16 protein-coding genes and 1 riboswitch are annotated in these 17,278 nt (G+C 74.0%); of the genes, 8 read left to right on the top strand and 8 right to left on the bottom strand.

Features of this window, described 5'->3' with window-relative positions:
- Positions 1-3 precede the first annotated feature (3 nt).
- The gene (locus tag AC3RJ8_RS08900; protein ID WP_489715528.1) at positions 4-900 is read right to left on the bottom strand and encodes an alpha/beta hydrolase family protein; all 897 of its coding nucleotides are present in this window, start codon (positions 898-900) and stop codon (positions 4-6) included.
- A gap of 205 nt (positions 901-1,105) precedes the next feature.
- A riboswitch (TPP riboswitch) is annotated at positions 1,106-1,201 on the top strand.
- Here AC3RJ8_RS08900 and thiD point away from each other — a divergent pair.
- A complete protein-coding gene (thiD, locus tag AC3RJ8_RS08895; RefSeq protein WP_489715527.1) occupies positions 1,192-2,109 on the top strand; it encodes a bifunctional hydroxymethylpyrimidine kinase/phosphomethylpyrimidine kinase in 918 nt (305 codons plus the stop codon). Its footprint overlaps the riboswitch before it by 10 nt.
- 73 nt (positions 2,110-2,182) lie before the next feature.
- Here the strand turns inward: thiD and AC3RJ8_RS08890 are convergent, their stop codons facing one another.
- Positions 2,183-3,574: a hypothetical protein gene (locus tag AC3RJ8_RS08890; RefSeq protein WP_489715526.1), complete on the bottom strand. Its 1,392-nt coding sequence runs from the start codon at positions 3,572-3,574 to the stop codon at positions 2,183-2,185.
- 63 nt (positions 3,575-3,637) lie between these two features.
- Entirely contained in the window at positions 3,638-4,267 is a 630-nt protein-coding gene (locus AC3RJ8_RS08885) for a class I SAM-dependent methyltransferase (protein ID WP_489715525.1), read from the bottom strand.
- 54 nt (positions 4,268-4,321) lie between these two features.
- On the opposite strand from AC3RJ8_RS08885, the gene AC3RJ8_RS08880 reads away from it, so the two are divergent.
- The 3 genes from AC3RJ8_RS08880 to AC3RJ8_RS08870 all read left to right on the top strand — a co-directional run bounded on the left by AC3RJ8_RS08880 (position 4,322) and on the right by AC3RJ8_RS08870 (position 8,740).
- Complete coding sequence (locus tag AC3RJ8_RS08880) at positions 4,322-6,199, top strand: ABC transporter ATP-binding protein (protein WP_489715605.1); 1,878 nt, start codon at positions 4,322-4,324, stop codon at positions 6,197-6,199.
- Positions 6,196-8,031, top strand: a complete 1,836-nt coding sequence (locus AC3RJ8_RS08875) for an ABC transporter ATP-binding protein (protein ID WP_489715524.1) — start codon at positions 6,196-6,198, stop codon at positions 8,029-8,031. Before AC3RJ8_RS08880 ends, AC3RJ8_RS08875 begins: the two co-directional genes overlap by 4 nt.
- Before the next feature lie 112 nt (positions 8,032-8,143).
- The gene (locus tag AC3RJ8_RS08870; protein WP_489715523.1) at positions 8,144-8,740 is read left to right on the top strand and encodes a QsdR family transcriptional regulator; all 597 of its coding nucleotides are present in this window, start codon (positions 8,144-8,146) and stop codon (positions 8,738-8,740) included.
- Positions 8,741-8,742: 2 nt separating this feature from the next.
- Here AC3RJ8_RS08870 and AC3RJ8_RS08865 read toward each other — a convergent pair whose 3' ends face one another.
- Positions 8,743-9,669: a LysR family transcriptional regulator gene (locus AC3RJ8_RS08865; RefSeq protein ID WP_489715522.1), complete on the bottom strand. Its 927-nt coding sequence runs from the start codon at positions 9,667-9,669 to the stop codon at positions 8,743-8,745.
- A 95-nt stretch (positions 9,670-9,764) separates the two neighbouring features.
- Between AC3RJ8_RS08865 and AC3RJ8_RS08860 the strand changes: the two genes are divergently transcribed.
- From AC3RJ8_RS08860 to AC3RJ8_RS08850, 3 genes are read left to right on the top strand one after another with little or no spacing between them, the layout of a single operon-like run.
- Positions 9,765-10,754 (top strand): threonine ammonia-lyase, encoded by a 990-nt coding sequence (locus tag AC3RJ8_RS08860; RefSeq protein WP_489715521.1) that lies wholly within the window; start codon positions 9,765-9,767, stop codon positions 10,752-10,754.
- Positions 10,755-10,791: 37 nt separating this feature from the next.
- Positions 10,792-11,412, top strand: coding sequence for an L-threonylcarbamoyladenylate synthase (locus AC3RJ8_RS08855; protein ID WP_489715520.1), 621 nt, complete (start codon positions 10,792-10,794; stop codon positions 11,410-11,412).
- Between the two features lie 58 nt (positions 11,413-11,470).
- A complete protein-coding gene (locus AC3RJ8_RS08850; protein ID WP_489715519.1) occupies positions 11,471-12,877 on the top strand; it encodes a UTP--glucose-1-phosphate uridylyltransferase in 1,407 nt (468 codons plus the stop codon).
- Positions 12,878-12,880: 3 nt separating this feature from the next.
- On the opposite strand, the gene AC3RJ8_RS08845 is transcribed toward AC3RJ8_RS08850, so the two are convergent.
- Positions 12,881-13,540 carry an IMPACT family protein gene (locus AC3RJ8_RS08845; RefSeq protein ID WP_489715518.1) on the bottom strand — a complete coding sequence of 220 codons (660 nt, stop codon included), beginning with the start codon at positions 13,538-13,540 and terminating at the stop codon, positions 12,881-12,883.
- A 78-nt stretch (positions 13,541-13,618) separates the two neighbouring features.
- Here AC3RJ8_RS08845 and AC3RJ8_RS08840 point away from each other — a divergent pair, with 78 nt between their 5' ends.
- A complete protein-coding gene (locus AC3RJ8_RS08840) occupies positions 13,619-14,296 on the top strand; it encodes a tyrosine-type recombinase/integrase (RefSeq protein WP_489715517.1) in 678 nt (225 codons plus the stop codon).
- Positions 14,297-14,367: 71 nt separating this feature from the next.
- On the opposite strand, the gene AC3RJ8_RS08835 is transcribed toward AC3RJ8_RS08840, so the two are convergent.
- The 3 genes from AC3RJ8_RS08835 to AC3RJ8_RS08825 form a co-directional block, all read right to left on the bottom strand.
- A complete protein-coding gene (locus AC3RJ8_RS08835) occupies positions 14,368-15,039 on the bottom strand; it encodes a GNAT family N-acetyltransferase (protein ID WP_489715516.1) in 672 nt (223 codons plus the stop codon).
- Positions 15,040-15,043: 4 nt separating this feature from the next.
- Positions 15,044-15,601 carry a hypothetical protein gene (locus AC3RJ8_RS08830; protein WP_489715515.1) on the bottom strand — a complete coding sequence of 186 codons (558 nt, stop codon included), beginning with the start codon at positions 15,599-15,601 and terminating at the stop codon, positions 15,044-15,046.
- 190 nt (positions 15,602-15,791) lie between these two features.
- Positions 15,792-17,267, bottom strand: coding sequence for a lipase maturation factor family protein (locus AC3RJ8_RS08825; protein ID WP_489715514.1), 1,476 nt, complete (start codon positions 17,265-17,267; stop codon positions 15,792-15,794).
- Between the last annotated feature and the right edge of the window lie 11 nt (positions 17,268-17,278).

The raw sequence follows: 17,278 nt of genomic DNA, 5'->3' as shown, positions 1-17,278 counted from the left end.
AGGTCAGAAGGGGCAGGAGCTCTCGTACACCTCGACGTCCGAGAACCATCCGGTCGAGGGGCCGGGGCACAGGAACTGCGTATACCGGTCGTCGTCGTCGACGAACCGCTTGAGCCAGGAGATCGAGTACTTCGCGATCGTCGTGTTGGAGTAGTTGGGGGCGAAATGGCTCGCCCCGTCGAGCTCCAGGTAGGCCTTCGGCAGGTCGTCGTCCAGCGACTCGTAGAACGGTTCGGCGTGCGTCTCGTGGCGCGCCACCGAGTCGTTCTCGGCGCCGAAGATCAGCGTCGGGGTCGCCACGGACGACCAGTCCTTCTTCAGGTGCCACGGCGTCATCGGGATGGCGGCCTTGATCTCCGGGTTGTCGTCCACCGCGCGCAGCGTGCCGCCGCCCCCCATGGAGTGACCCATGAGTGCCAGGCGGTCCTCGTCGATGCGATCGGCCACCGGGCTGGAGCCGGTGAGGTAGTCGAGCGCCGCCTGGATCTGGTCGGCGCGCGAGTCGGGCTGGTCGTAGATCGAGTTCGTGGCCATCGTGAGCAGCACGAACCCCTGGGAGGCGAGCCGGGGGCCCAGCCACGCGATGGTGCTCTCCGTACCGGTGTAGCCGGGCGAGACCACCACTGCGCCGAAGGCCCCGTCACCGGTGGTGGTGGGGTAGTAGATCGTGCCGCCGCCGAACCCGGAGACCCAGCTCGAGACGTTCCGCTCGGAGACGGTGTAGGCCCCTCGGGTGGCCTCGATGCTCGACTCGGTCGGGTCCGGTCCGCGCTCGTACGGGTTGTCGGCCGCGTGGGCCGCGGCGCCGGAGGCGACCCCGATGCCCACGGCGACGGCGAGGGAGGCCAGGGCTCCCGTGAGACGTCGGCCCGACCGGGCCGTGCTCGGTGCGTGCTGCATGATGCGTCCTCTCTGACGGTTCTGACAGCGCTGACGGTGCCTCGCCGGCCGGTCGTCGTCGGTGACGCCGGACGCGGCGGAGCGGGTGCTGCTCGCCCAGCGTGCTGGTGGCGGCTGCACCGGGCATCGGCAGGATCGCCGGTGCCGGCCCGCCGGGGCGCGGGTGAGACACCGTCTCGGGCCGCCGGCGGCCGCGCTACGGTGGTCCGACGACACGGGGTGCGCCCGCCCGGGAGCTGAGATCACACCCGTCGAACCTGAAGCAGCCAGCACTGACGAAGGGATGTCGCGATGCCGTCGAACCCGCGCACCGTCACCACCGTGACCGCCGTCGCCACCCGAGCGGCCGTCTCCCGCCGGCCTGGCGCACCCGCGTCACGCCGGGCCGTCCCGCGGGTGCTCTCCGTCGCGGGGTCCGACCCGAGCGGCGGAGCGGGCATCCAGGCGGACCTGAAGTCGGTGGCTGCCGCCGGCGGCTACGGCATGGCTGCCGTGACGGCGCTGACCGCACAGAGCACGCAGGGGGTGAGCGCGGTGCACGTGCCGCCGCCGTCGTTCCTCGCGGAGCAGCTCGAGACCCTGTGCGCCGACGTGACGCTCGACGGGGTCAAGATCGGCATGCTGGCCACCGCCGGAGCGGCCCACGTCGTCGACGAGTGGCTCGACCGGCTCGCCGGGCCGTCGCGGCCCCCGGTGGTGGTCGATCCCGTCATGGTCGCCACCTCCGGAGACCGTCTGCTGGACGGCGACGGCGAGGAGGCCCTGCGCCGGGTGCTGGACCACGCGGACGTCGTCACGCCCAACACGGCCGAGCTCGCCGTGCTGCTGTGCGAGCCCGTCGCCACCGACTGGCGGGGGGTGCTGGGCCAGGCGGCGGTGCTGGCCGAGCGGCACGGCGTGCGCGTCGTGGCCAAGGGCGGCCACCTGGACGGGGACCAGGTGCCCGACGCGCTCGTCGCACCCGACGGGCTGGTGGTCGAGGTCCCCGGTACCCGGTTGCGCACGTCCAGCACGCACGGCACGGGCTGCTCGTTGTCGAGCGGCCTGGTGACGCGATACGCGCGCGGCGGCGACTGGGCCGAGGCGTTGCGGGAGACGAAGTCGTGGCTCACCGGTGCGATCGCTGCCGGGGCGGCCCTGGAGGTCGGTCGGGGGAACGGGCCGGTGGACCATCTGTGGGCGGCGCGCCGGGGCCCTGTGCCGGGCTGAGCCGGGCTGACTCGTGTCGGCTCCTGCGGGCCTGAGTCCTGCCGGGTGCGGCCCGGCGGGACCGCGGGATCCGTCAGTCGAACAGGTCGCCGATCTCGTCCAGGATCCCGCCGAGGACCATGCCGCCCAGCACGGCGCCGAAGGCCCCCGAGCTCCCGCGCCCCGCGGCCGTGGGCCGTCGCTCGTCCCACGGCCGCGCCGCACCGCCGCCCGCCCGCGCGAGGTCGCGGCGGGCGAGCTCGGTCGCCTCGGTGGCGAGCGCCGCGGCGCGGCGGGCGCCGTCGACCGACGACTCGGCGTCGGTGGCGGCGCGAGCTGCCGCGAGCTCGCGTGCCGCCTCGGCGAGCCGGGTGCGGGCGTCCGGCCCGACGGGTGCGCGGTAGTCGTCGACGACGGACCGGGCCGCTGCCACCTGGCGGGCGGCATCGTCGAGCGCGGGACCCCGCTGGGCGGTCGCCCGTCGGGCCCGCTCGTCGCGCTCGAGGCGGTCGCGCACGGCGTCGTCCAGGGCGGTGTTGGTCTCCCGGAGCCGTGTCAGGGTGGCGATCGGGTCGCTCGGCCCGTCGGACGGCGGGAGCGACGCCAGGGTGTCCTCGAGGGCGTCCGCGGCGGTGTCGACGGGTCCCCGACGCCGGTCCGCGGGCATCGCACGTGCTTGGGCGAGCTCGGTGCGGGACTCCGCGACCAGCGCGCCGAGCGCGGCCTCGGCGCGCAGGGCCTCGGACTCGAAGTCCTCGACGGCGGCGAGCAGACCCTCGGCGCGGTGGACGGCCTCTTCGGCCGCGCGCGTCCCGGCCACCGCCTGGGCGACCTGCTGCGAGGTGAGGCGGCGCCGCGCAGCCGCCGCGCTGCGAGCGGCGAAGTCCAGCAGCCGGGCGGCCTGCGCCGGGTTGTCCGCCACCGGCGCGAGCGCGTGGTCCGTGTAGTCGGCGCGAAGCCGCTCGACGTCCGCGCGTGCCGGATCGACGGCGCTCCGTACGGCGTCGATGCGCTCCTCGACCCGTGCGACCGCCTCCGGCGTCGCGCGGGCGGAGCGGCGCCGCTCGGCCAGGCCGGCGTGCAGGTCGTCGAGGGCCGTCCCGGCGGCACCGCAGAGTTCCACGATGCGCCCCGACCACTCCTGACGCTCGGCGTCGGTGTCGGGGACGTGGTCGTGCAGGAGCTGGTTGAGGTGGAAGGCCTCGCGCAGGTGCCCGCGCGCCCGCCGCAGCGCCGGGCCGGCGTCGGCGGTGGCCGGCTCGCCCAGCTCCGCCACGGCGAAGGCCAGCTCGTCCTCGGCCAGCCGCGCGCGCTCGTCGGTGCGGACGAGCGCCGAACCGGCGGCGGTCGTGAGGCGGTCGAGCTCGGTCCGGGCAGCCTCGTGCCGGCGCTCCCGGCGTCGCCGTCCGCGGAGCAGCAGCGCGAACCCTGCGACGACCACTAGCACCACACCCGTCACCACGCCGACCAGCTGCACGCCATCCATGCCCGGCATCGTACGGGCAGCATCGAACGTCGAGCATCGAGCACCCAGGGCGGGGTGAGCGGCTCAGCCCGGTCGGCGTGCGACGACCTCGAAGGTGTGCCAGCGCTTGGCCCCGCCGAACGAGGCCCCGCCGAACGAGGCGCCGTCGTGCTCCTGCTCGTCGACGACGTGCACGTCCAGACCATCGACGAGCCGCACGACGTCGTCCCAGCGGTGGAAGGTCAGACTCTCGGCCGCGACCGGGTCCGCCGCCCACCCGTCACGCTCACCGAGGAAGGTAGCGCCGACCCAGCCTCCCGGTGCCAACGCGGCGCGGACGCCGTCCCAGACGCGCTGAAAGCTCGACGGCAGGACGAAGGGCAAGGAGAAGGCCGCGTGGACGAGATCGGCGCTCGGCAAGGGAAGCACCTCCTGGACGCTGGCCACACGCACCTGCAGGCCGGCTCGCAGGGCCGCGGGCACCTCGCGCGCCACCAGGTCGGCCGTGGCCGGCGCTGGATCCACGGCCAGCACGCGCCAGCCCGCGCGCACGAGTGCCGCGGTCTCCACCCCGGCGCCGGCGCCCAGGTCGACAGCCTGGCGCCCGGAGCCCTGGCCGGCCCGGGCCAGCAGGTCGCGGCAGAGCCGCCGTGGCGCCCGTCCGGCCCGGCAGGCGTTGTTGCGGTCCCAGCGTGCGAGGTCGAAGCGGGTCATCGTCAGATCATGCCCCGGGCAAGCATGTCGGTGCCCGGTGAGACGATGTGGGCGATGCCCCACCACCCGCACGAACCCGCAGCGGCTGCAGACCCCGCAGGCTCCCGGCTCGGCACCGTCGCCTCGGTGCTGCGGCTGTACCCGTACGTCCGCCCCGCCCTGCCGCGCCTGCTCGCCGGCCTGGCCGCCTCCCTGGGGGCGTCGCTCGCGGCGCTCGCGATCCCCCGCGTGCTGCAGGAGCTGGTCGAAGGTCCGCTCGCGGTCGGGATCGACGCCCGCGACTACACGGCTCTGCTCTGGCCCACGCTGGCCGTGCTCGGCCTCGGGGTCGCCGAGGCCGGACTGATCCTGCTGCGACGCAACCTCGTGATGTACCCCGGCACACGCGTGGAGGCGGTGCTGCGGACCGTCCTGTTCCGCCACCTGCTCCAGCTGCCGCCGGCTTTCCACGACCGCTGGTCCGGCGGTCAGCTGCTGAGCCGCTCCATGGCCGACCTCGGGCTGCTGCGCCGATGGCTCGTCTTCGGGCTCCTGCAGCTCGTGGTCAGCATCGTGACGATTGCCGTCGGCGTGGGGATCCTCCTGGCGACCGCCGGCTGGCTCGGACTGGTCTACCTCGCCGGGGCGATCCCCGTGACGATCATCGCGTTCCGCTTCTCCCGCCGGTACCGCGTCATCGCCCGGCTCTCGCAGGACCAGTCCGGCGACCTCGCCAACACGGTCGAGGAGTCCGTGCACGGCATCCGCGTGCTCAAGGCGTTCGGGCGGGGCGAGGACGCCCTGGAGTCGTTCTCCGGGCAGGCCGAGGAGCTGCGCCGCACCGAGATCCGCAAGGCCGGCAACCAGGCGACCGTCACCACCTCCCTCCAGCTCATCCCCGAGCTGACCCTGGCCGTGTGCCTGCTCCTCGGCGTGTGGCTCGCGGCGGCGGACCAGGTCTCCGTCGGAGCGCTCGTCGCCTTCTTCCTCACCGCCGCGGTGATCAACGGGCCCGTCGTCGACCTCGGCATGACCCTGTCCATGACGCTCAACGCCCGCACCACCGTCGACCGGTTCTTCGAGGTGATCGAGACGCCCAACCAGGTGGCGGACCCTGCCGACCCCGCTGAGCTGGGTCCCGGGCGCGGGCACGTCGTGCTGCGCGGCGTCGAGTTCCGGCACGACGACTCCGCCGCGCCCGTGCTCGACGGCGTCGACCTCGAGCTCCCTGCGGGCACGACCACCGCCCTGGTCGGGCTGACCGGCTCGGGCAAGTCCACGCTCGCGATGCTCCTGCCGCGGCTGTACGACGTCACGGCCGGCGCCGTCGAGGTCGACGGTCACGACGTCCGCTCGATACGGCGCGAAGACCTGCGCCGTGCGGTCGCCGTCGCGTTCGAGGACCCCACGCTGTTCTCCGCCTCGGTGCGGGACAACGTCCTGCTGGGCGTCGACGACGACGTCCCCACCGCCACCCGGGAGGACCTCCTGCACCAAGCCGTGGACGTGGCCCGCGCCGGGTTCGTCCACGACCTGCCGCAGGGCCTCGACACCCGGGTCGGCGAAGAGGGTCTGTCGCTGTCCGGCGGGCAGCGACAGCGCCTCGCCCTGGCCCGCGCCATCGCCGCCCGGCCCCGGGTGCTCGTCCTCGACGACCCCCTGTCGGCGCTCGACGTCGCCACCGAGGAGGCCGTCACCGCACGGCTGCGCGAGGTCCTGAACGGCACGACCAGCCTGGTCATCGCCCACCGCCCGTCCACCGTGGCGCTCGCGGACCGTGTCGCCGTGCTCGCCGACGGACGGATCACCGCCGTCGGGACCCACCGGGAGCTGCTCGCCTCGGACGCGCACTACCGCTACGTGATCGCCTCGCTCGAGGAGGACTGGGACGCCGCGGACCACGACGGCCCGGCCGACCTCGCTGGCACGACCGACCCGGAGGTGACCCGATGAGACAGCGAGATCCCGGACCGGGCCGCCGTCGGGCTGCTGACGCGCACGCGGACGACACCTCGTTGCTCGACCGGGCGACGTCGGCGGCCGTGCGCCGCCGGTCGCTGCGGCTGCTCGGCGACCTGCTGCGCCCGCGGTGGCGACCGCTGGCCTGGGCGGGGCTGCTCATCGTCGTGGCGACCCTCGGCCAGGTGGCCGGTCCCTTGCTCGTGCAGGCCGCGATCGACACCGCGCTGCCCGCGCTGCGCGACGGTGACCCCAGCCGGCTCGTGGCGGTCGGTGGTACCTACGTCGTGGCCGCCGTGCTGGGCGGGGTGTGCGCCGGGGCCTACGTGCGGGCCGCCGCCCGGGTCGCTCAGAGCGTGCTCCTGGAGCTTCGTCGGCGGGTGTTCCGGCACACGCAGCGCCTGTCCCTGGAGTTCCACGAGTCGTACACCTCCGGCCGGGTCATCAGTCGACAGACCTCCGACCTCGAGGCGCTGCGCGAGCTCTTCGACGGCGGTCTGACGGGCGTGGTCTCGTCCCTGATGCTCATGGTCTTCACCGGCGTCGCGCTGTTCGTCGTGGACTGGCGCTCCGGCGTCGTGCTGGCGGTCGCCCTGGTACCGGCGTGGTGGCTGACGCGGTGGTTCCAGCGCCGTTCGCAGCTCCACTACCGCGAGCAACGCACGGCGTCGGCCCGGCTCATCGTCAAGTTCGTCGAGACGATGACGGGGATGCGGGCCGTCCAGGCGTTCCGGCGCGAGCGGGCGGTCGACGCGGACTACGCCGTGCTCGGCGAGGACTACCGCGACGCCAACCTGCGGATCTTCGGGGTGAACGGCCGGTACCAGCCGGGACTGGTCCTCATCGGGAACGTGACGGTGGCCCTCGCGCTCGCCTACGGCGGCCTGCGGGTGTTCGACGGTGCGCTGGAGCTCGGGGCACTGGTGGCCGTGCTGCTGTACGTCAAGCGCTTCTTCCAGCCGATCCAGCAGCTCGGCATGTTCTACAACGCGCTGCAGTCCGCGGTGGCCGCGCTCGAGAAGGTCTCGGGGCTGCTCGCGGAGGAGCCGACGGTCGTCGAGCCCCGGCACCCCACCCCGTTGCCCCGGGCGCGCGGCGAGGTGCGCATCGACGACGTGACGTTCGCGTACGGGCAGGGACCGGTCGTGCTGCCCGCGCTGGACCTGACGATCCCCGCCGGGCAGACGATCGCCCTCGTGGGATCGACCGGGGCGGGCAAGTCGACGCTCGCGAAGCTCGTCACCCGGTTCTACGACGCGAGCCGGGGCCGTGTGCTGCTGGACGGGGTGGACGTGCGAGACCTCTCGACGCCGGACCTGCGCCGCGCGGTGGTCATGGTGACGCAGGAGGCGTACCTGTTCAGCGGGACGGTGCGCGAGAACATCGCCCTGGGCCGACCGGACGCCACGGACGACGAGATCGAGGCGGCCGCGCGCGCCGTCGGCGTGCACGAGTTCGTCACGAGCCTCCCGCAGGGCTACGCGACCGAGGTGAACAAGCGCGGCGGGCGGGTCTCGTCGGGTCAGCGCCAGCTCATCAGCTTCGCCCGAGCCTTCCTTGCCGACCCCGCCGTGCTGGTGCTGGACGAGGCGACGAGCTCGCTCGACCTGCCGGGCGAGCGGCTGGTCCAGCGTGGGCTGCAGACGCTGCTGGCCGACCGGACGGCGCTGATCATCGCGCACCGTCTGTCGACGGTGGAGATCGCCGACCGTGTGCTCGTCATGGAGCAGGGCCGGGTCGTCGAGGACGGCACGCCGGAGGCGCTGGTGGAGCAGCGGGGACGGTTCGCGGCGCTGCACACGGCATGGCGGGACTCGCTGGCCTGAGGCATTGGGCGGGGGCCCGGGACAGTGGACGGGGTCGCTCGGTAGGCCGCGCTTGGCAGCGTACCGACTGGCCGGTATGCTTGCCGGACACTCGCAGAGAGGCAGGTGCGACATGGTGGTCGACGCTCGGACGAGCGGCGCCCGGGGGCGGGTCATCACGTACCCGACGGCGCTGCGGGCCGCCCGCCGGCAGTTCGTGGCGTCCGGAAGCCTGGCGATGGACCAGCTCACCGAGGACCTGTGGGTGAGCCGGGCCACGCTCTACCGCGTCGTCGGCAGTCGGGACCGGCTTCTCGGCGACGTCCTGTGGCAGCTGGCGGCGCGGACCCTCGAGCAGGCGAGGAAGCGTTCCGACGAGGCCGGGCAGCGGGGGGTCGAACGGCTGCTGGACGTCGCCCGGCGGTTCGACGACGAGGTCGGGGCCCACGAGCCGTTGCAGAAGTACCTCGCCGTCGACCCGGTCGACGCGACGCGCGTGCTGTTCGGCGCGACCGCCCGCGTGCACGTGCGCAACGTCGAGGCCTGGGCCGGCCTGGTCCGCAGGGAGCAGGAGACCGGCAACCTGAGACCCCTGCAGTTCTCCGTGGCCGAGACGGCGTTCGCCTTCGTCCGCATCGGGGAGTCCGTGCTCTTCGGGTCGATGCTCGCCGGGATCGAACCGGATCGCCGGCTCGGTGAGCAGCTGCGCCGGACGGTCCTGCCCGGCTGACGTCAGGCGTCGCCGCTGGCCACCAGCAGGTCCACGAGGGCACGGGCCGGGGGAGCGGGGGCGCCGACGGTCAGCGCCAGCACACGCCGGGTGGCGCCCGGCAGCCGCGTCACCGACACCTGCGGGTTGCGGTGCGCGCGCAGTGCCAGACCGGGCAGGAGGCTGACTCCTGCGCCGGCCGCGACGAGCGCCTGCACCGCCACGTAGTCGTCGGTCTCGAACGCGAGTCGCGGGGCGAACCCGGCGGCGGAGCAGCGCGCCAGAAGATCCGCGCGGCACCGTTCGCAGCCGGCGATCCACGTGTCGGCGGCATGTGCCCGCAGGGTCGTCGAGGCGTCCGCGGGCGGCGGGGTGCTTGCGGTCGCCGTGACCAGGTGCACGGAGTCGTCGAGCACGGCGGTCGCCTCGAACCGGGTCAGGTCGTCGACGCCGCGGGTGCCGTCGGCGTCGACGTGCTCGAACACGAGCGCCACGTCCACCTCCCCGGACCGCAGCGCGTCGACGGCCTCCGGCGGCTCGGCCTCCACGAGCCCGACACCGAGCCCTGGGTGCAGGTCGCGCAGGCGGGTCACGGCGTCGGGAACGATCGTGGCCAGCGCGGAGGGGAACGCCGCCAGGCGTGCGCGCCCCGCGCGCAGGCCCGCCAGCGCGTCGAGCTCGCGCTGCGCGCCCTCGACGCGAGCGATGATCTCCTCGGCGCGGTCCGCGAGGAGCCGCCCCGCCTCGGTGAGCCGCACGCCGCGTCCGGCGCGCTGCAGCAGGGGGAGCCCGGCCTCCGTCTCCAGCCGGGCGAGATGGTGGCTGACCGAGGGCTGGGCGTAGTGCAGGTCACGCGCCGCGGCCGTCACCGAACCCGTGCGGGCGACCGCGGCCAGGACGCGCAGCCTGGTGAGGTCCAGCTGGGCGGCGGGCGGCGGCACGTCGGTCATCGCACCAGCATAGGGGCCACTCATCGACGGTCGCGATGCTATTGCTCGTCAACTGGCATTGGACCGATAGTTCCCTGGGGTCGACGCTGGGGAGCATGGATCTGACACCACCGACCGTCGCCGACGTCCTGGCGGCCCAGCAGCGGATCGACGGACTCGTCGTCCGGACGCCCACGACGCACCACCCGGCGCTCGACCAGGTCGTGCAGGACGCCGGTGCACGCGGCGCGCGCGTGGTCGTCAAGCACGAGAACCTCCAGCGCACGGGGGCGTTCAAGATCCGTGGTGCGCTGAACCTGCTGCGCCAGCTCTCCGAAGGCGCCCGTCGCCGCGGGATCGTCGGGTACTCGACCGGCAACCACGCGCAGGCCCTCGCCGATGCGGCGCGCGAGGTCGGCGCCCCGTGCACGATCGTCATGCCGGGCGCGCCGAACCCCGTCAAGGAGCGCGCCGTGCGAGCGCTCGGCGCGGAGGTCCTGCTGCACGGCGAACGGCTCGAGGACGCCTGCCTGCTCGCCGAGGAGACCGCCACGGAGCGTGGCGCACGACTCGTCAGCGCGGCGAACGAGCCCGACCTCGTCGCCGGCGTGGCGACCGCGACGCTGGAGCTGCTGCAGCAGGCACCGGACCTGGACGTGCTCGTCGTGCCCGTCGGAGGCGGGTCGGGGGCGGCGGCGGCCGGTCTCGTGGCCGCGGCGCTGGCGCCGCGAGTGCGGGTGGTGGGGGTGCAGTCCACGGCCTCGCCGGCGGCTCACGACTCCTGGCGTACCGGGCAGCCGGTCAGCCGCCCCAACGGTACCCGGGCGGAGGGTCTCGCCGTCGGGCGGGGGTTCGCGCTGACGCAGCGTCTGCTCCGCGAGCACCTGGCCGACTTCCTGCTAGTGGAGGACGACATGATCACCACGGCGCAGCACGCCTACCTCACGGCGGCGCACACGGTCGCGGAGGGGGCCGGTGCCGCATCCCTGGCGGCCGTCCTGGCCCACCCCGACCGGTTCGCGGGCGCCCGGGTGGGCGTGGTGTGCACCGGGGCCAACGCGAGCGAGGCCGAGCTGCGTCGCGCTCTGCTGAGCACGTCGACCTGACCTGCGGCATGGTGGTTGCCGCGCGTAGCCTGGCCGCATGGCTCGTCTCGTGGACATCCATCCGGTCGACCCGCAGGCGCGCGCCGTGGGCCAGGTCGTCGCGGCGCTGGCGGACGGAGCGTTGGTCGCCTACCCGACCGACTCCGGGTACGCGCTCGGCTGCCGGGTCGGCCAGCACGACGGTACCGAACGGATCCGGCAGATCCGCCGGCTGGACGCCAAGCACCACTTCACGCTGGTGTGCTGCGACTTCGCCCAGCTCGGCCAGCTCGTGCGGCTGGACAACTCGGCCTTCCGTGCCATCAAGGCGGTGACCCCCGGTCCGTACACCTTCATCCTGCCCGCGACCTCGGAGGTGCCCCGACGGCTCGCCCACCCGAAGAAGAAGACGGTCGGGGTCCGCATCCCGGAGTCGAGGGTGGTCCACGCGCTGCTGCGCGAGCTCGGCGAGCCCCTGCTCAGCTCGACCCTCATCCTGCCCGGCAGGTCGGAGCCGATGACGCAGGCCTGGGAGGTCGCCGAGGAGCTGGACCGTCAGGTCGACGTGATCGTGGACTCCGGCGACGTGGAGGCGGCGCCGACGACCGTAGTCGACTTCTCGGGCGGGTTTCCCGAGGTGGTCCGGGCCGGGGCCGGGGACCCGACGCCGTTCGAGTAGCGGGCCGGCGTGCGGACCGGTCACCGCGACGTCGCCGGCGGCGGCTAGGGTGCTGGCCATGAGCGATCGCGGACTAGAGCTGGCCCGAGACAAGATGCGGACCGCGGGGGTGGCGCCCGCCGCCGTGGACGTGTTCAGCCGTTTCTACCGGCTGCTGGAGCAAGGGGAGAGCGGGTACGTCCGCGAGGACGACGTCGAGCCGCTGACGGGGCTGACGCGGCACGCCGACCTCGAGATCGACGACGCGCAGGCCTCAGACGCCCTGGCGCGCACCGCCATCATCAAGCTCAACGGCGGGCTGGGCACCTCGATGGGGATGGACCGGGCCAAGTCCCTGCTTGAGGTGCGTCGCACCGCCGAGGGGGAGCGGCTGTCGTTCCTCGACGTGATCGTCGGCCAGGTCCGGGCGGCGCGCGCGGCCACGGGGGCCCGGCTGCCGCTCGTCCTGATGAACTCGTTCCGCACCCAGGACGACACGCTGGCGGCGCTGTCGGGCTACGGTGACCTGGCCGTCGACGGGCTCCCGCTGGACTTCCTGCAGAACCGCGAGCCCAAGCTCCGCGCCGACACGCTCGAGCCGGTCGAGTGGCCCGCCGACCCGACGCTCGAGTGGTGCCCGCCCGGCCACGGCGACCTGTACCCCGCGCTGCATGCGAGCGGAGTGGTGCGTGCCCTGCTCGACGCCGGCCTGCGATACGCCTGCGTCTCCAACTCGGACAACCTCGGCGCGGCCCCGGACGGCGAGATCGCCGCCTGGTTCGCCGACTCGGGCGCCCCGTACGCGGCGGAGATGTGCCTCAAGACGCCGGCCGACGTCAAGGGCGGCCAGCTCGTCGTGCGACGGTCCGACGGGCGCATCATCCAGCGGGAGACGGCGCAGACGCACCCCGACGACCTGGACGTCTCGCTCGACCCGGAGCGGCACCGCTATTTCCACACGAACAACCTGTGGTTCGACCTGGAGGTCCTGGCGGCCGAGCTGGAGCGCACTGGCGGCGTGCTCGAGCTGCCCCTGATCCGCAACGCCAAGACCGTCGACCCGACGGACGCGGGCTCCCCGGAGGTCGTGCAGATCGAGTCGGCGATGGGCGCCGCCGTGGCGGTGTTCGAGGGGGCTACGGCGATCGAGGTCGGTCGCGAGCGCTTCCTGCCGGTCAAGAAGACCGACGACCTGCTGCTGCTGCGTTCGGACGTCTACGAGCTCACGGGCGACTACCGACTCGTCGCCCAGGTCGAGGCGCCGCTGGTGCGGCTGTCGAAGTCGTACAAGACCGTCGGGGCGTTCGACGCACGGTTCGCGGCGGGACCGCCGTCGTTGCGGCGCGCGCGAGGTCTGGAGGTCGAGGGGGACTGGACGTTCGGTGCGGACGTGACGGTGGAGGGCGACGCCGTGCTGGACGCCCCGGACGGTGGGTCCGGTTCGGTCCCGGACGGCGCCCGGGTCACGGCGGACGGGATCGCCTGAGCCCTACTCCCTGACGTCGACGACGCGCTCCGCGCCCACTGCCGGGCTCAGGCCTCCCGAGGTGGCGGCCGCGACGTCGGCGAGCAGGACGTCGATCGCCGGCCGGGGCACGAGCAGCGTGAGGCGTGCGGTGGCGGCGTAGCGCGTGGGCAGGACGACGGCGTCGTGGTCGGTGGCCCACTCTCGCAGCAGGTGCTCGAGCCGGCCGGCGTCGGCGTGCGGCGCCTCGACGGTCACCTCGACGAGGAGGCGGCGGGCGAGCACGGCCCCCGTGGCCCCGGCGGAGTCCAGGGCCGCGGACACGGCGCCGGAGTAGGCCCGCACCAGTCCGCCGGCGCCGAGCAGCACGCCTCCGAAGTACCGCGTGACGACGGCGACGACATCCGTCATCCGGCGGTGGCGGAGCACCTCGAGCATGGGGACGCCGGCGGTCCCGGACGGCTCGCCGTCGTCCGACGAACGCTGGGTCTCGGCGTGGGGCCCGAGGACCGTCGCGACGCAGTGGTGGCGTGCGCCCCAGTGCTCCGTGCGCCGCCGCCGCACGATCTCGTCCGCCTCCGCGGGTGACGCGACCGGGGCGAGCCGGGTGAGGAACCGGGACCTCTTGACCACGGTCTCGTGGTCGACGACGACGGAGAGAGTGCTGGGCAGGGGCGCTGGCATCGGCCTGAGCGTACGCCGGGGAAGTGCGCACGGCGTGTCGCCATGAAAAAGTGTGCCAAGCGCCCGACGATAGACCTCGTGACCGACGACCTGCCCCACGCCCTGACCGCCGACCCCCACCGCTCACCGCTCCCGCCCGCCCGCTATCCGCGCCCGACCGTCTCCCTGGAGGAGGCCGAGTGGGTGTGGCGGGAGCTGTCGGTCGAGGCGCTGCGCCCGGACGGCAAGCCGGAGGTCGTCCGGCTGGCGGTGATCGCCGGACTGACGCGTGCCACCGGAGCGCGCTACGGCGACCTGCTCCGTGTCCGTGCGGAGGACCTCGACCTCGATGTGCCCGGCGGTGCTCCGGGGCGGGGGCGCGTCGGCGGCCGCCGGGACCCGGGGGAGGGGAGTGCCGTGGTCAGGCACGGCAAGCACCGGACGCTGCGCCGGCACCGGCTGCCGCCCGAGGTCGTGGTCGTGCTGCGCCACTGGATGACCGTGCGGACCGAGCTGGCGGCCGAGCTCGAGGGATCGGTGCCGCGCGCGCTGCTGCTCACGGTGCACCACACGCACGACAACGGCACGACCGTCTCCAGCGGTCTGCCCATCACCCGGCAGGGTCTGGTGCTCTCGTGGAGGAGGTTCGTCCACCGCACCAACGCCCGGTGGGGGCCGACGCGCCCGCCGCTGCCCACCCGGTTCGAGCAGGTGCGGCGAGCATGGACGCAGGCAGGGCTGCCCGACCTCGGCACGGAGATCTCCGAAGATAAATAGTGTGCCAAGCGCCCACAATCGCGTGGGTCACCGACAGGGGCACGTTCGAACGCAGCCCGGAGGCCCCGGGGTCAGCCCGTCGCGATCGCGAGGAACCGGACGTGGGGCTGTGGTGTCGGCAGCTCGTGGAAGCCCAGCCGGTCGTAGAAGGCTCTCGCCGAGGAGTTCGCCGGGTCGTAGCCGAGGTGGATACCGGGGACACCCTGGACGCCGAGGGCTTCCCGCAGCGTGTCCACGAGCCGACGGCCGAGGCCGCGTCCCTGCGCCTCCGGGACGAGGTCGATGTGCAGGTGCGCGGGGAAGCCGGCCAGCTGCTCGTCGTCCAGGCTCTGCAGCATCCGCTGCGGGTGCGCGCCGTCGTGCAGGAGTGCCGCCTCGCTGTACCCGGGCTCGGCGCCGGTCGGAGGTCCCGGCTCCGGATGGCGCTGGACGAACCCGGGCGTCCACTCCTGCTCCCACCATGCGACGAACGCGCGCGTGTCGGGCACCCCGACGACATAGCCGAGGAGACGGCCGTCGTCGACGGCCAACGGGTCCGCCGTGGAGGCGTCGACATGCTCCACCACCATGAAGGCCAGCTCGGGGGAGTGCTCGACGTACGGCAGGGCGTAGACCTCGGCCATCAGGGAGTCGTCGGAGTACAGGCCGCGGGCGTCGGTGCCCGCGGCAGCGGTGCGCACGCAGACCTCGGCGACGGCCGTGCGGTCGGACGAGCGGTAGGGACGGATCTCGAGCGGTGTCATCGGGTCATCGTGGCAGCACCGACCACGCCAGCGCGACGAGCGCCGCCCCGCCGATCAGCACGAGTCCCGCGACGGTGGCACCGGACGCCGCCCAGGCCACCCCGCCGACGACCGCGGCGACGCCCAGGATCATCACGTCGCGGCTCCCGCTGCGCTGCAGGGCGGCGACCTCCACCCGCGTGCGCCACCCGACCTGTCCGGCCCACCAGCCCAGTCGCACCGTGAGGTAGGCCGACGGGACGAGCCAGAGCGTGGCGGGGTCGAACGGTGCGGCGCTCGAGCCCAGCAGGAGCAGCGCGGACCCGACCACGGCGGCGTGCGCGGGCGCGTGCCCGGGGCGCACGAGCATCCAGAACGCCGCCCCGACGACAGCGACCAGGACGAGCTCGGTCACCAGGGCCGTGCGGGCCGCCGCCGCCCAGACGAGGGCCGCCACCGCGGCCACGGCCGCCACGCGCAGCGACGCACCGGGGACCACGGGGCCGTGCTCGACCTGGACGACCGGCAACGCCCGTTCCCGGCTCCTGCGCACCCAGTCCTGGAGCTCCGCTGCCGGCCTCATCGGGCGCCTTCCGTCACGTGCACGCACCGAGGATCCCACGGCCGGTCGGTCGTGTCAGCCACGTCCCACACCGCGCGGGTGCGCACGGATGCGAGCAGCCGGCCTCCGCGGGACGCTCGGGGCGGTCCTCGCACGGAGCGCGCCGTGCCGTCCACCGGCCGGCCCCCTCTCGAGGGCACCCAAGAGGGCTTCACCGCCGCAGCATCGTCAGGTCGACCGGGTCGACGACGACGGCGACCTCGTGGCGCACCCACCACGCGCCGGTACGGCGTCGCTCCTCGGGTGTCGAGAACCGGTAGCGGTACAGGCGTGCGCGCACCCAGCGCGGACGCTCGCCCTCGAACGGGTCGCGGCGCAGCAGGCGCAGCGTCGCGCGATCGGCCTCGAGCAGGCGCAGCAGGAAACGCTCGAACCACAGCGTCCCGCCGGAGCCGAGCGGCACGAACCACAGGAGCCAGTCGAGGCGCAGGTGGTACGGAGCGACCTGCGGCGGGCGGCGGCGCACGTCGCCGGGCTTGCCCCGGAACTCGTACTCGCGCCAGTCCTGCGGCCCGGGGCGCTCCGCGAGCGAGCCCTCCACCACGACCTCGTCGCGGCGCCGGGTGACGGACCCGAAGGCGCCGTACGCGTTGACGAGACGCAGGGGCTCGAAGCTGGCGTTCATACGCTGGTGGCGCGACGCGAGATTGAGCGCGGGCCGCACCGACAACGCGGCGAGCACGACGACGACGGCGGTCACCACGACCACGTCGGCGACCGGCGGGCCCGGGGCCGCCACGCCCTGCGTGCCGACGTCAGGCAGGAACGGCACCCCGCCGAGCAGCGACGCCCACACCGGGTCGGAGATCATGGCCGCGCCGAGCACGATCGTGGCCCAGTTGAGCCAGGCGAAGTTCCCGGTGACCACGAGCCAGCCCTGCGTGAGGACCATGGCGACGCCGGCGACGCTCGGCAGGGGCTGCGGCAGCCACAGCAGCCAGGGCAGGCCGAGCTGGGTGACGTGCGTCCCGACCACCTCGACGCGGTGGCACCAGCGCGGAAGGTGGTGCGCGTGCCAGCTGAGAGGCCCTGGCATGGGCTGGGTCTCGTGGTGGTAGTCGAGCGCCGTCAGGTCCCGCCACTCGCGCCCGCCACGCCACTTGATCAGGCCAGCGCCGAGCTCCAGCCGGAACAGCAGCCACCGGGCGGCCAGGACCATGAGGAACGGCACCGGCACGGCGTCCGAACCGAACCACGCGACGAGGAACGTCATCTCGCACAGGAGCATCTCCCAGCCGAAGCCGTAGAACCGCTGCCCCACGTTGAGGATCGACAGGTAGAACCACCACAGGAGCAGCAGGACGAGCGTCGGCACCCACCAGGGACCGGCCTGGGGCAGTCCGACGACCAGGCTGGCAGCACCGACCACGCCCACCCGGGCTACCACGGCGAGCAGGCGGTCGCTGTAGCGCCAGTGGAACAGCGACGGCGCGTCGCGGAACCGCACGTGGGCCGTGAACGCCCGCACCGGTGTCAGGCCGTGGTCGCCGAGCAGGGGGCGGAACTGGCCCAGCGCCTGCAGGAACGCCAGGCACAGCAGCACCCCGACGCCGCGCTGCAGGACCTGGCGGGCGACGTCGTAGTCGCCGGTCGCCCACCAGCCGTCGAGCCAGGACCACTCGGGCATGCCACCACGCT

Source organism: Isoptericola sp. MSGPD8_1_ISO-PGPR-S23-394, from assembly GCF_058072785.1.
Note: the sequence above shows the minus strand (reverse complement) of the source record. Positions and strands in the feature narration are given on the sequence as shown.